13 protein-coding genes and 2 tRNA genes are annotated in these 13,329 nt (G+C 70.4%); 7 read left to right on the top strand and 8 right to left on the bottom strand.

Going from position 1 to position 13,329, the window contains the following annotated elements; genetic code table 11:
- Nucleotides 1-3 precede the first annotated feature (3 nt).
- From IE136_RS03560 to IE136_RS03540, 5 genes are all read right to left on the bottom strand, one after another.
- Complete coding sequence (locus IE136_RS03560) at nucleotides 4-846, bottom strand: ABC transporter permease (RefSeq protein ID WP_189599381.1); 843 nt, start codon at nucleotides 844-846, stop codon at nucleotides 4-6.
- On the bottom strand, nucleotides 843-1,790 hold the full coding sequence (locus IE136_RS03555; protein WP_189599380.1) for an ABC transporter ATP-binding protein: 948 nt from the start codon (nucleotides 1,788-1,790) through the stop codon (nucleotides 843-845). Before IE136_RS03555 ends, IE136_RS03560 begins: the two co-directional genes overlap by 4 nt.
- Before the next feature lie 150 nt (nucleotides 1,791-1,940).
- Nucleotides 1,941-2,016 (bottom strand) — tRNA-Gly (locus IE136_RS03550).
- Nucleotides 2,017-2,096: 80 nt separating this feature from the next.
- Nucleotides 2,097-2,168, bottom strand: a tRNA-Gly gene (locus IE136_RS03545).
- Between the two features lie 122 nt (nucleotides 2,169-2,290).
- Nucleotides 2,291-2,644: a histone-like nucleoid-structuring protein Lsr2 gene (locus IE136_RS03540; RefSeq protein ID WP_189599378.1), complete on the bottom strand. Its 354-nt coding sequence runs from the start codon at nucleotides 2,642-2,644 to the stop codon at nucleotides 2,291-2,293.
- 323 nt (nucleotides 2,645-2,967) lie between these two features.
- On the opposite strand from IE136_RS03540, the gene purS reads away from it, so the two are divergent.
- Genes purS through purL form a run of 3 tightly spaced genes read left to right on the top strand, consistent with a single transcriptional unit; the run spans nucleotide 2,968 to nucleotide 6,163 of the window.
- A complete protein-coding gene (gene purS, locus IE136_RS03535) occupies nucleotides 2,968-3,237 on the top strand; it encodes a phosphoribosylformylglycinamidine synthase subunit PurS (protein WP_158988707.1) in 270 nt (89 codons plus the stop codon).
- Nucleotides 3,234-3,914, top strand: a complete 681-nt coding sequence (purQ, locus tag IE136_RS03530; protein ID WP_158988708.1) for a phosphoribosylformylglycinamidine synthase subunit PurQ — start codon at nucleotides 3,234-3,236, stop codon at nucleotides 3,912-3,914. The genes purS and purQ overlap by 4 nt, the downstream gene beginning before the upstream one ends.
- Entirely contained in the window at nucleotides 3,914-6,163 is a 2,250-nt protein-coding gene (purL, locus tag IE136_RS03525) for a phosphoribosylformylglycinamidine synthase subunit PurL (protein WP_158988709.1), read from the top strand. Before purQ ends, purL begins: the two co-directional genes overlap by 1 nt.
- A gap of 109 nt (nucleotides 6,164-6,272) precedes the next feature.
- On the opposite strand, the gene IE136_RS03520 is transcribed toward purL, so the two are convergent.
- The gene (locus IE136_RS03520) at nucleotides 6,273-6,677 is read right to left on the bottom strand and encodes a nuclear transport factor 2 family protein (protein ID WP_189599376.1); all 405 of its coding nucleotides are present in this window, start codon (nucleotides 6,675-6,677) and stop codon (nucleotides 6,273-6,275) included.
- Nucleotides 6,678-6,752: 75 nt separating this feature from the next.
- Here IE136_RS03520 and IE136_RS03515 point away from each other — a divergent pair, with 75 nt between their 5' ends.
- Nucleotides 6,753-7,541: a maleylpyruvate isomerase family mycothiol-dependent enzyme gene (locus tag IE136_RS03515; protein WP_189599374.1), complete on the top strand. Its 789-nt coding sequence runs from the start codon at nucleotides 6,753-6,755 to the stop codon at nucleotides 7,539-7,541.
- Nucleotides 7,542-7,584: 43 nt separating this feature from the next.
- Nucleotides 7,585-8,421 (top strand): META domain-containing protein, encoded by an 837-nt coding sequence (locus tag IE136_RS03510; protein ID WP_189599371.1) that lies wholly within the window; start codon nucleotides 7,585-7,587, stop codon nucleotides 8,419-8,421.
- 28 nt (nucleotides 8,422-8,449) lie between these two features.
- Here the strand turns inward: IE136_RS03510 and IE136_RS03505 are convergent, their stop codons facing one another.
- Both IE136_RS03505 and IE136_RS36665 read right to left on the bottom strand, forming a co-directional pair.
- Complete coding sequence (locus tag IE136_RS03505) at nucleotides 8,450-9,910, bottom strand: sulfatase family protein (RefSeq protein WP_189599370.1); 1,461 nt, start codon at nucleotides 9,908-9,910, stop codon at nucleotides 8,450-8,452.
- 204 nt (nucleotides 9,911-10,114) lie between these two features.
- Complete coding sequence (locus IE136_RS36665) at nucleotides 10,115-10,213, bottom strand: putative leader peptide (RefSeq protein WP_373308989.1); 99 nt, start codon at nucleotides 10,211-10,213, stop codon at nucleotides 10,115-10,117.
- Nucleotides 10,214-10,520: 307 nt separating this feature from the next.
- Between IE136_RS36665 and purF the strand changes: the two genes are divergently transcribed.
- Together purF and purM are read left to right on the top strand one after the other, a co-directional pair.
- Nucleotides 10,521-12,047 (top strand): amidophosphoribosyltransferase, encoded by a 1,527-nt coding sequence (purF, locus tag IE136_RS03500; protein WP_158988713.1) that lies wholly within the window; start codon nucleotides 10,521-10,523, stop codon nucleotides 12,045-12,047.
- A 42-nt stretch (nucleotides 12,048-12,089) separates the two neighbouring features.
- Nucleotides 12,090-13,169 (top strand): phosphoribosylformylglycinamidine cyclo-ligase, encoded by a 1,080-nt coding sequence (gene purM / locus IE136_RS03495; RefSeq protein ID WP_158988714.1) that lies wholly within the window; start codon nucleotides 12,090-12,092, stop codon nucleotides 13,167-13,169.
- The last annotated feature ends 160 nt before the right edge of the window (nucleotides 13,170-13,329 follow it).

The following is a 13,329-nucleotide window of genomic DNA, read 5'->3' as shown; positions in this document are numbered from 1 at the left end:
TCACTAGCGACGCGGTTCCCAGCGGAACCACCGCCGGACAGCAAACACGGTGATCACGCTCCAGGCCAGCGTGTTGAGCGCGGCGGTCAGCAGGTCGCCGGTGTCGACGGCCCCGGCACCCTCGCTCACGCCGAACCAGCCGGCCCGGACGAACTCCATGACCCCGCTCATCGGCAGCAGCGCGCAGACCGAGGCGACGGTGTCCGGCAGCGCCTCGCGCGGTACGAACATCCCCGAACCCATCGACGAGACGAGGAAGAACGGCAGCGTGGTGAGGCCCGCGCTCTCGACGTTGCGGGTGATGGCGGTGGTGACGGCGGCAAGGCCGGTGAGCAGCACCACGGCGGCCACCAGTCCGAGCACCAGCAGGTCCGGTCGCTCGGGCGCCGGCACGTCCAGGACGGCGATCCCGCCGACGGTGAGCACGGCGCACTGGAGGAGCGCGATGGCGGCGGACGGGAGGGCTGCCCCGGCGAGGATCTCCACGTCGCGGGCCTCGCCCGTGCGCAGCCGCTTGAGGACCAGTTCCTCGCGCCGGGCCACGTAGGCGGAGACCAGGCCCATGTAGACGACGAGGACGAGGACCATTCCGGTGCCGCCGACGAGGGTGGCTCCCGCGACGCCCAGGGGGAGCGCGTCCGAGTCCATCTGCGCGACCGAGGACCGCAGCACGAAGATCATCAGCAGCGGCATCAGCAGGGCGATGAAGAGGTTGTTCTTGTTCCGCCCGAGGAGGGTGAGCTCCGCCCGGCCCAGCGAGGTCATCCGCCGCGCCGCCGCGGTGCTGCCGGTGGTCGTGCTCGCGGTGGTACTCGCGGTCGTGGTCGCGGTCGCGGCCGTCTTCATCGGGCCCCTGCTTCCACAGTCGTACGGTCCACGGTCGTGCCGTCCACGGTCGTGCGGGAGGCGATCTCCAGAAAGGCCTCTTCGAGGGAGGCCGAACGGGCGTCCAGCCCCTCCAGCCGTACGCCGGTGTCACGGGCCCAGAGCAGCAGCTCGCCGAGCGCGTCCTGGAGTTCGTGGGTACGGATCTCCACGCGCCGGCCCTCGGCCGCGGCCTTCAGGCCGAGCGGGAGCCGGCCGGGCGCCACGCCCTCGGGGAGGACGAAGCGGATCCGGGCGGGCTGGGCGGCGGTGACCTCGGCCGGGGTGCCGGAGAGGACGATCCGGCCCTGGTGCATGATCGCGAGCCGGTCGGCCAGGGACTCGGCCTCTTCCAGGTAGTGCGTGGTGAGGAGCACGGTCGTCCCGCCGTCCCGAAGCGCGCGGACCAGCGCCCAGGTGTCGCGCCGGCCCTCGGCGTCGAGGCCGGTGGTCGGCTCGTCGAGGAAGAGGACCTCGGGGCGGCCGAGGAGCGCGAGGGCCAGGTCGAGGCGGCGCCGCTCGCCGCCGGAGAGCTGCTTGATCCGCACTCCGCCGCGGGCGCCGAGGCCGACCGCCTCCAGCGCCTCTCCGGTGGGCCGGGCACCGCTGGTGCACCCCGCCCACATGCGTACGGTTTCGGCCACCGTGAGGTCGGAGGGGAAACCACCCTCCTGGAGCATTACGCCGATCCGTGGGCGGACGGCGGCCCGCTCCCGGTACGGGTCGTGGCCGAGGACCCTGACCGTGCCGCCGCTCGGGGCGGCGAGGCCCTCCAGGAGCTCGACGGTGGAGGTCTTGCCGGCCCCGTTGGTCCCGAGGAGGGCGAAGACCTCACCCCGGGGGACGGCGAGGGAGATCCCGTTGACGGCTTCGAAGCCGCCGGAGTACGTCCGGCGGAGGTCCTCCGCCTCGATCACGTTGGTCATGGCTCCAGCCTTCCGCCGGACCGGGGCGGCCGGCAGTGCGCGCTGTCATGACTGGACATGACAAATGTCAGACGGAGGAGACCTGCGGCGCAGGGCACGTGACGGACGCGAAGAAGCCCCCGGTCCCAAAGGACCGGGGGCTTCTTCGTATGGAGCGGACGACGAGATTCGAACTCGCGACCCTCACCTTGGCAAGGTGATGCTCTACCAACTGAGCCACGTCCGCATTGCTGCCGCTCAGCTTTCACTGGGCGGTGCGAGCACCACTCTACCTGATCCACGTGAGTGGCCGGTAATGCGATGCAGAGCGGGTGACAGGAATTGCACACTGCGCCTTCCCCCTGGAAGGGGGATGTTCTACTACTGAACTACACCCGCACGCTGCGTGAGGTCCGGCCCTGCGGCCTCGCCCCTCGGCGTGATCCAGACTCTAGCCGATCAGCGGGGGTGCAATGCAACTCCGTTCCTGGCGGAAGGTCGGGCCGTGTCGCCCGGCCGCCTCAGCCGGCCTCGCGGAACGCCTCGTAGACGTGCTTCGGGATCCGGCCGCGGGCGGGCACGTCCATCTTGTTGGACTGGGCCCAGGCGCGGACCGCCGCCGGGTCGGGTGCGAGGGCGGTGTGCTTGTAGGAAGTGACGGGGCCCGCCGAGCCGCCGACGCGGGCCGCCGCGGCCCTGCCCGGCACCTTCCGCCCGGCCGCGAGGTAGGGGGCGAGCGCCTTGCGCAGTTTCTTTGCATTGGCGGGATTCAGGTCGATCTCGTACATCTTCCCGTCCAGGCCGAACGCAACCGTTTCCGCCGCTTCTCCGCCGTCGATGTCGTCGAAGAGAGTGACCACTACTCGCTGAGCCACGGATATCGGTCCTTTCCTGCGGCCCGCCGTGTCGTACTCGGCGCGTGCAACGCCTCTGACGTGCGGCGACGCCGACTTTACGGCTACCCCGGGGCAATGCTGTTCAACTCTGTATTCCTTTGTACAGCGGTGTGCCTCACATTGTGAAGCCCAGCCAATTGCATCCGCGTGTCCCGCCGCAATGGGCCGCGCGATATTTCACTTGAATTTTCCGTGGAGGTCTTAGGTGCCCTTTGTAGGGTCCTCTAGTTTTCTACCCGCGTAGAATTTGGAGGCAGGTACGCTGAGGGAACCGCCCACGCAACACACCACCGGGAGTGCCAGTGGCACGCGTCGTAGTCGACGTCATGCTCAAGCCGGAGATCCTCGACCCCCAGGGACAGGCGGTGCAGCGTGCGCTGCCCCGCCTCGGGTTCGCGGGGATCGCCGACGTCCGTCAGGGGAAGCGCTTCGAGCTGGAGGTGGAGGGGCCGGTCGACGAGGCCGCCCTCGCCCGCATCCATGAGATGGCCGAAACCTTCCTCGCCAACACCGTGATCGAGGACTTCGTCGTCAAGGTCGAGTCCGAGGTTTCCGCCGAGGTCCAGTCGTGACCACACGCATCGGCGTCGTGACGTTCCCCGGAACGCTCGACGATCAGGACGCGCTGCGGGCCGCCCGTCTGGCGGGCGCCGAGCCCGTCTCGCTCTGGCACCGCGACAAGGACCTCAAGCAGGTCGACGCCGTGGTCCTGGCCGGCGGCTTCTCCTACGGCGACTACCTGCGCGCCGGAGCCATCTCCCGCTTCTCGCCGGTCATGGAGACGATCATCGAGCAGGCGAAGGCGGGCATGCCCGTCCTCGGCATCTGCAACGGCTTCCAGGTCCTCACCGAGGCCCATCTGCTGCCGGGCGCGATGCTGCGCAACAACCACCTGCACTTCATCTGCCGCGACCAGAAGCTGCGGGTGGAGAACGCGGACACCGACTGGACCGTGGACTACGAGCAGGGCCAGGAAATCCAGGTCCCGCTCAAGAACATGGACGGCCGGTACGTCGCCGACGAGCGCGTGCTCGACGAGCTGGAGGCCGAGGGCCGGGTCGCCTTCCGCTACCTGGACGTGAACCCCAACGGCTCGCTCCGCGACATCGCGGGCATCACCAACGCCGCCGGCAACGTCGTCGGCCTGATGCCGCACCCCGAGCACGCCGTCGAGCCGCTGGTCGGTACCGGCCGTACCGACGGGCTCGGATTCTTCACCTCGATCCTGAAGAAGCTGGTCAACGCCTGATGACTCTGGACACCGTCAAGCACGCCGACGAGACCCCTGACGTCGAGCAGCCCTGGCAGGAGCTCGGCCTCAAGGAGGACGAGTACGCGCGCATCCGCGAGATCCTCGGCCGCCGTCCCACCGGCGCCGAGCTCGCCATGTACTCCGTCATGTGGTCCGAGCACTGCTCGTACAAGAGCAGCAAGGTCCACCTGAAGCAGTTCGGCGAGAAGACCCCCGCCAACGACGCCATGCTCGTCGGCATCGGCGAGAACGCGGGCGTCGTCGACGTCGGCCAGGGGTACGCGGTCACCTTCAAGGTCGAATCGCACAACCACCCGTCCTACATCGAGCCCTACCAGGGCGCGGCCACGGGCGTCGGCGGCATCGTGCGCGACATCCTCGCCATGGGCGCCCGCCCGGTCGCGGTCGTCGACCCGCTGCGCTTCGGCGCGGCCGACCACCCCGACACCAAGCGCGTGCTCCCGGGAGTGGTCGCGGGCATCGGCGGCTACGGCAACTGCCTGGGCCTGCCGAACATCGGCGGCGAGGTCGTCTTCGACTCCTGCTACCAGGGCAACCCGCTGGTCAACGCCGGCTGCATCGGTGTGATGAAGCACGAGGACATCCACCTCGCCAAGGCCTCCGGCCCCGGCAACAAGGTGATCCTCTACGGCGCCCGTACCGGCGGCGACGGCATCGGCGGTGTCTCGGTCCTCGCCTCGGAGACCTTCGACGACACCAAGCCCACCAAGCGCCCCGCCGTCCAGGTCGGCGACCCCTTCCAGGAGAAGCTCCTCATCGAGTGCACCCTGGAGATCTTCAAGGAGAAGCTGGTCGCGGGCATCCAGGACCTGGGTGGCGCCGGCCTCTCCTGCGCGACGAGCGAGCTCGCGAGCGCCGGTTCCGGCGGCATGCGCGTCGAGCTCGACCGGGTCCACCTGCGCGACGCCACGCTCTCGCCCGAGGAGATCCTCATGAGCGAGTCGCAGGAGCGCATGTGCGCGATCGTCGAGCCCGAGCACGTCGACCGCTTCCTGGAGATCTGCGAGAAGTGGGACGTCATCGCGGTCGTCATCGGTGAGGTGACCGAGGGCGAGCGGCTGGAGATCTTCTGGCACGGCGAGCAGATCGTCGACGTACCGCCGCGCTCGGTGGCCCACGAGGGCCCGACCTACCACCGGCCGTACGCCCGCCCGGAGTGGCAGGACGCGCTCCAGGCCGACGACGCGAACAAGCTGCCCCGGCCGCAGACCGGTGAGGAGCTGAAGGACCAGGTCCTGAAGCTGGTCTCCTCCCCGAACCAAGCGTCGAAGGCGTGGATCACCGACCAGTACGACCGCTTCGTGCAGGGCAACACCGTCCTCGCGCAGCCCGAGGACGCGGGCATGGTCCGGATCGACGAGGAGACCAACCTCGGCGTGGCCATGGCGACCGACGGCAACGGCCGGTACGCGAAGCTCGACCCGTACACGGGCGCGCAGCTCGCGCTGGCGGAGGCGTACCGCAACGTCGCCGCCTCAGGCGCCAAGCCGCTGGCGATCTCGGACTGCCTGAACTTCGGTTCGCCCGAGGACCCGGCGGTGATGTGGCAGTTCGCCGAGGCCACCCGTGGTCTCGCGGACGGCTGCCTCCAGCTCGGCACCCCGGTCACCGGCGGCAACGTCTCGCTCTACAACCAGACGGGCGAGGTCGCCATCCACCCGACGCCGGTCGTGGCCGTGCTCGGTGTGATCGACGACGTCAACCGCCGCACGCCGATCGCCTTCGCGGAAGAGGGCCAGCTCCTCTACCTGCTGGGCGACACGCGAGAGGAGTTCGGCGGTTCGGCCTGGTCCGAGGTGATCCACCAGCACCTCGGCGGTCTGCCGCCGGCCGTGGATCTCGACCGGGAGAAGCTGCTCGGCGAGATCCTGATCTCGGCCTCCCGCGACGGCATGATCGACGCGGCGCACGACCTGTCCGACGGCGGTCTGGTGCAGGCGGTCGTCGAGTCCTGCCTGCGCGGCGGGACCGGCGCGCGGCTGGTCGTCCCGGACGGCCTGGACGCCTTCACGTTCCTCTTCAGCGAGTCGGCCGGCCGCGCGGTCGTCGCCGTCCCGCGCAGCGAGGAACTCCGCTTCACCGACATGTGCGGTGCGCGGGGTCTGCCCGCCACCCGGATCGGTGTCGTGGACGGCGAAGAGATCGATGTGCAGGGCGAGTTCAGCATCGCGCTGAGCGAGCTGCGCACGGCGCACGAGGCGACGATCCCGGCCCTGCTGGCCTGACGCCCGCGCGTACCGGAGGCGTACGTGAGACAGCCCCCGCCCTCGGGCGGGGGCTGTCCGCGCTCACGGTCCCACGGGCTCGCGGCTCCCGGCCCTCAGGGCTCGGGTTCTACTCCGCCTTGCCCCAGAAGGCGTCCGACTGCTCGATGTCCTCGACGCACTCGTCGATGTCGCTGATCTTCCCGTCGACGATGGTGAAGATGAGGGCGCCCTTCATCTCGATGCCCCGGTCAACGCGCTCGGCGAAGAACTTGTTCGCGGCGACGGCGTGGCCGCGGCCGTCGACGTAGATGCCGTCCAGCTCGACCCGCATCTTTCCACCGGTGAGCTCGAACATCTGCCCATACATGCCGATGATGTTGTCCCGGCCCTTGAAGTGCCCGGAGACCTGGCTCTCACCGGGCGCGTGGTGGGTGCAGTCCGCCGTCATCAGTGAGCCGACGGTCTCCATGTCTCCCCGGTTCCACGCCTCGAAACCCTTGCGGACCAGAGCGCTGTCAGGGTGCTCAGCCATGGCTGTTCGACCCCTCTCGTACGTGATGGTGTACTCGCGGCCCTCCCTTTCCAGTCTCCGACTACCCTCGCCCCCATGCCACCGGCCAAGAAGCGCACCCGCAGTTACGACTCCGCCAAGACCCGGGCCGCCGTGCTCGCCCAGTTCGGGAACGTACGGGAGGCGGTGGTGGCCCTCACTCCCGAGCAGCTCGACGGGCCGACCCGGCTCGGGGACTGGACGGTACGGGAGTTGGCCGCGCACCTCACGACGGCCGTCGGCGCGGTCGCCCGTCACCTCGACGAGCCGGAGCCGGCGAAGCAGGACCTCCTGCTGCCGGCCTGGCCGACGGTGACGGCGACGGCCGCCTCGCGGATCGACGAGGACACCCGGGCGATCGACGCGAGCGACCTGCCGGGACTGTACGAGCGGACGGCGGCGCGCTACGAGGAGCGGATCGCGGGCGTCTCGGACGACCGGCTCGTCCCGACCCGGTTCGGTGCCATGCGGCTGGCCGACTTCCTGGTCACCCGGACCGTCGAACTCGTCGTCCACACCGACGACCTGAACGCGGCGGCCGGTCTCGACATCCCGTACGACCGCCAGGCCCTGGCCGCCTGCACCCGCCTCCTCGCCGACGCGCTCGCCGTGAAGGCCCCGGGGGGCGCGGTGGAGGTGCGGATCCCGCCCTACGCGGTGGTCCAGTGCGTGGAGGGGCCCCGTCACACCCGCGGCACCCCGCCCAACGTCGTCGAGACCGACCCGCTGACCTGGATCCGCCTGGCGACGGGCCGTACCGGCTGGGCGGAGGCCCTGAACGCGGCGAAGGTCGTCGCGAGCGGGGAGCGCGCGGACCTCGCCGGGCTGCTGCCGATCCTCCGCTGAGCGCCCGGCGGAACCGTCCGCGCCGCCCGCCCGTCCCATCTCCATGCAGAAGCCGCGCACGACCACCGCCACCGTCCTTGCCTCGCTCCTCGCCCTCGCCGCCTGCGGCACCGAGAAGGCCGGGACCGATCCCGGTGCCACGGGGTCCGGGGCCGGCACGGTCGCCCCCGACGTGCCCGTCACCGGCGTCCACTGGTCCTTCGACAGCGTGACGGTCGCCGGGAAGACGACCCCCGCGCCGGCCGGCGCGCATGTGGAGATCGAGAAGAACGGCCGGGCGAAGGGCAACAGCGGCTGCAACCACTTCGGTGCGGCCGTCGCCGTCGACGGCGACACGCTCACCGTGTCGGTGGCCGAGACGACCGAGATGGGCTGTCCCGCCGACCTGGCGAGCTTCGAGACCACCCTGCACAAGGCTTTCTCCGGCAGTCTCAAGGCGAAGCTGGACGGGGAGCGGCTCACCCTCACCGCGCCGGACGGCAAGACCACCGTGGCTCTCACCTCCGAGCCGGCCGCCCCCCTGAACGGCACCACCTGGACGGTCGACTCGCTGGTCGCCGGGAAGAGCGCCGCCTCGCTGCCCCAGGGCAGCGAGGGGAAGGCCCACTTCGTCATCGACAAGAACGGCAAGGTCAGGGGCAGCCTCGGCTGCAACAGGTTCTCCACCACCGCGGAGATCTCCGGCCGGACGATCGACTTCGGGGAGATCACCACCACCCGCATGATGTGCTCGGGCCCGGAGATGAAACTGGAGACCGAGCTGTACGAGGTCTTCGGCGGCTCGGCGACGTACGAGCTGCGCCACCGCGGGCTCACCCTCACCACGGCGGACGGCAAGGGCTTCGCGGCGGTCGCGAAGGCCCCGGCCGCGAAGTCCTAGTGTCTCGTGGATCTCGCCGGGCTCGCGGTCATCCCCAAGACACGACCTGGCCCGCGGGCAGAGGCTCCCGGCTCCCTGCTCCTGACTCCCCCCGGCTTCCGTACGGCAGCAGACCGGCGTCCGTCCGCTCCCACGCCGTCCGCAACTCGGCGAGCAGCTCCTTCTCGTACGGAGCCCGGTCGGCCTGCTCGCGGGGGTCCCTGGCGAGGTGGAAGAGCTGGTCGCGGCCGCTCTTGCCCCGGTAGTACTTCCACTCGCCCCGGCGCAGCGCCCGCTCGCCCCGCACCCGCCAGAACAGGTCCCGCTCGCCGATCTCCTCGCCCCGCAGCAGGTGCCCGGCCAGGCTGGTGCCGTCGAGCGGGTACGCCGGGTGGGGGCGGGCGCCGCCGAGTTCGAGCAGGGTCGCCGTCCAGTCGGGGGTGAAGACGGGCAGCCGGCTGACCTGGCCGCCGTCGATCCGGGCGGGCCAGCGCAGGAGGGACGGCACGCGGATGCCGCCCTCCTGGAGGGAGCCCTTGTTGCCGGCGAGCGGCCAGTTGTAGGAGAAGCGTTCGCCGCCGTTGTCGCTGGCGAAGAAGACGAGGGTGTCGCGCTCCTGGCCGGAGCGCTTCAGGGCGCCGAGGACCGCGCCGATCGACCGGTCGAGGTCCTCGACCATCTCCTTGTACTTCTCGATCGAGCCACCGTCCTGGTGCCACAGGGCACCGCGGTCGCCCGCCTTGATCCGCCGGACGATCTCGGCGCTCGCCTCCTCGTCGCCGTCGGCGATCCAGGGCCAGTGCGGGGTGGTGAAGTTCAGGTTGAGGAGCCAGGGCCTCTCGTGCCCGCGGGTCACGTACTCGGCCGCCCGCTCGGTCAGGATGCGGGTGTAGTAGCGCAGGTCCTTGTAGGGCGCGTCGCCTTCGTAGAGGTCGTAGTCGCCGCTGCCGCCGAGCTTCGAGTAGTACTCCAGGGCGCCGCCGAAGTTGCCGAAGAACTCGTCCCAGCCGGACCGGGTGGGGGAGTAGTCGGGGAGGTGGCCGCAGTGCCACTTGCCGATGAGGGCGGTGGCGTAGCCGGCCTCGCGCAGCAGGGAGGCGAGCGTGGGGTGGGTGGGCTCCAGGCCGGCGGACCTGTCGGCGATCGGCTCGGCGAGACCGCCCTCGGTGCGGCCGGGGAAGCGGCCCGTGTAGAGGCTGAACCGGGTGGGGGAGCAGGTCGCGGAGCCGGAGTAGGCGTCGGTGAAGCGGACGCCCTGGCGGGCGAGGCGGTCGAGGTGCGGGGTGCGGATGTGGGGAGAGCCGTACGAGGAGAGGTCGGCCCAGCCGAGGTCGTCGCCGAGGATGAACAGGATGTTCGGGCGCCGCGACGTGCGGCCGGGTGCGGCCCTGAACTCGCGCTCCGCCGCCTGTGCGACGGGTGCGCCGGCCCCGAGCGCGGTGGCGGTGACGGCACCGACGGCGGCCCCGCCGAAGGCGCGTCGGGACAGGGGGTTCCTGGGCGTGGGCATGCGGTCTCCTTGGGCGGGCGGGCACGTGAAGGGGCGCCGGCGCGGACGGCCACGGCGAAGGCGTGGGTGCGACGGCGTGCGAGGACGAGACGAGGGGGGTACGCCCGCGGCGTGCGGGGACGACGGGGGTACGCCGCTGTCACCGCCCGGGACCGGGTCCGGGCGGGACTTCACGGACACGGCCTAGCTAGGGGCGGGGTGGGGTCAGACGCAGACGCAGCGACAGATCGCGCTGGCGACACGGACGAGGTCCACGTGTCGGCGCTCCACGAGCGTGACCGAGCGGTCACGAGATGGCTGCATGCAGCGGAGCCTGACGGAAGTCGCGTGCACCTGTCAACGGCGTCCCGACCCCTGGGACGTCTCTCCATGAGGCCGGTTCATGAGGGCTCCGTCACACCGGGCGGCCCGGAATCACTCGTTACCCACTGGTAAGCCACCGCCCGGCCCGAGCCCCCTGGGCTCCGGAATCCGCCTGCCCCTTGGGTTCGGACCTTCCACCGTCTCCGACGTGCCGCTCCGTGGATCACTTCGTGCGATCACACCATTCGGGGACCCTGTCAGTTTCCTCAATTCGGACCAGTGGTCGACCTCCCCTACACTCGGAGACGTGCCACGTGGTGACGGTCGACTCAATCACGATCTGCTTCCCGGCGAGAAGGGCCCCCAGGACGCTTGCGGCGTCTTCGGTGTCTGGGCTCCGGGTGAAGAGGTCGCAAAGCTCACGTACTTCGGGCTCTACGCCCTCCAGCATCGGGGCCAGGAATCCGCGGGAATCGCGGTCAGCAACGGCTCCCAGATCCTCGTCTTCAAGGACATGGGCCTTGTGTCCCAGGTCTTCGACGAGACCTCTCTCGGTTCCCTCCAGGGTCATATCGCGGTCGGTCACGCCCGCTACTCGACCACCGGTGCCTCCGTGTGGGAGAACGCGCAGCCGACGTTCCGGGCAACCGCCCACGGCTCCATCGCGCTCGGCCACAACGGCAACCTGGTGAACACGGCGCAGCTCGCCGAGATGGTCGCCGACCTTCCCAAGAAGGAAGGCCGCTCCACCCGGGTCGCCGCCACCAACGACACCGACCTCCTGACGGCCCTCCTCGCCGCCCAGGTCGACGAGGACGGCAAGCCGCTCACCATCGAGCAGGCCGCCGCGAAGGTGCTTCCCGATGTCCGGGGCGCCTTCTCCCTCGTCTTCATGGACGAGCACACGCTCTACGCGGCCCGTGACCCCCAGGGCATCCGCCCGCTGGTCCTCGGCCGCCTCGAGCGGGGCTGGGTCGTCGCCTCCGAGTCCGCCGCCCTCGACATCTGCGGCGCCAGCTTCGTCCGCGAGGTCGAGCCGGGCGAGATGATCGCGATCGACGAGAACGGCATCCGTACCTCGCGATTCGCGGAAGCGAAGCCCAAGGGCTGTGTCTTCGAGTACGTGTACCTGGCCCGCCCGGACACCGACATCGCCGGACGGAACGTCTATCTCTCCCGTGTCGAGATGGGCCGGCGCCTCGCCAAGGAGGCCCCGGTCGAGGCGGACCTCGTCATAGCGACGCCGGAGTCCGGCACCCCGGCCGCGATCGGCTACGCCGAGGCCAGCGGCATCCCGTTCGGCGCGGGCCTGGTGAAGAACGCCTATGTCGGCCGTACCTTCATCCAGCCCTCCCAGACCATCCGCCAGCTGGGTATCCGGCTGAAGCTGAACCCCCTGAAGGAAGTCATCAAGGGGAAGAAGCTCGTCGTCGTCGACGACTCGATCGTCCGCGGCAACACCCAGCGCGCCCTCGTCCGGATGCTCCGCGAGGCGGGCGCCGCCGAGGTCCACATCCGGATCTCCTCCCCGCCCGTGAAGTGGCCGTGCTTCTTCGGCATCGACTTCGCCACCCGGGCGGAGCTGATCGCCAACGGCATGAGTGTCGACGAGATCGGCAAGTCGCTCGGCGCGGACTCGCTCTCGTACATCTCCCTCGACGGGATGATCGAGGCGACCACCATCCAGAAGCCGAACCTCTGCCGTGCCTGCTTCGACGGCGAGTACCCGATGGAGCTTCCGGACCCCGAACTGCTCGGCAAGCAGCTCCTGGAGACCGAGCTGGCCGCCGGCCCCGCCGCGACCGCGGCCTCCGACGCCCTGCGTCGCCCGTAAGACCCTGCGTTCTCTGCAGTACGACACGAAAGCTCTGAACCCATGTCTCAGAACCCCAGTGCCGAGGGCGGCGCCAGCTACGCAGCCGCGGGCGTCGACATCGAGGCGGGCGACCGCGCCGTCGAGCTGATGAAGGAGTGGGTGAAGAAGACGCAGCGCCCCGAGGTCCTCGGTGGCCTCGGTGGCTTCGCCGGTCTCTTCGACGCATCCGCCCTCAAGCGCTACGAGCGTCCGCTGCTCGCCTCCGCCACCGACGGTGTCGGCACGAAGGTGGACATCGCCCGCCGGATGGGCGTGTACGACACCATCGGCCACGACCTGGTCGCGATGGTCATGGACGACATCGTCGTCTGCGGCGCCGAGCCGCTCTTCATGACCGACTACATCTGCGTCGGCAAGGTCCACCCCGAGCGGGTCGCCGCCATCGTCAAGGGCATCGCCGAGGGCTGCGTCCTGGCCGGCTGCGCCCTGGTCGGCGGCGAGACCGCCGAGCACCCCGGCCTGCTCGGCCCGGACGACTTCGACGTCGCCGGCGCCGGTACGGGCGTGGTCGAGGCGGACCGGCTGCTCGGACCGGATCGCATCCGTACGGGTGACGCGGTCATCGCGATGGCGTCCTCCGGCCTTCACTCCAACGGGTACTCGCTCGTCCGCCACGTGCTCTTCGACCGGGCCGGCATGAGTCTCGAGCAGCGTGTCGAGGAGCTCGGCCGCACCCTGGGCGAGGAGCTGCTGGAGCCGACCAAGATCTACTCGCTGGACTGTCTGGCGCTCACCCGCACGGCCGAGGTGCACGCCTTCAGCCACATCACGGGTGGCGGTCTGGCCGCCAATCTGGCCCGCGTAATCCCGGACGGGCTGCACGCGACGGTCGACCGTTCGACGTGGACCCCGGGCGGGATCTTCGACCTGGTCGGCAAAGCCGGGCAGGTGGAGCGCCTGGAGCTGGAGAAGACCCTGAACATGGGCGTCGGCATGATGGCCGTCGTCCCGGCCGAGTCCGTGGAGGTGGCCCTCGCCACGTTCGAGGACCGCGGGGTCGAGGCGTGGGTCGCGGGCGAGATCACCGAGCGCGGTGACCGTGCGACGGGCGCCGAGCTGGTCGGGGACTACGCCAAGTAGGACATCCGCGGGCGGTCCGGAGTCTCGTCTCCGGGCCGCCCGCGCTGCTGTTCCGGGTACGGCCCGGTACGGCGGTGTGTGGTCGGCGCCCGCGTACGGGCAGCACAGAAACCCGGTCCAGGTATCCCTGGACCGGGTGTCGGTGTGAGCAGCGCCCTTG

The organism is Streptomyces lateritius (genome assembly GCF_014649715.1).
In the GTDB taxonomy this organism is placed as follows: Bacteria; Actinomycetota; Actinomycetes; order Streptomycetales; family Streptomycetaceae; genus Streptomyces; species Streptomyces lateritius.
This window is presented reverse-complemented; position numbering and strand designations above follow the sequence as displayed.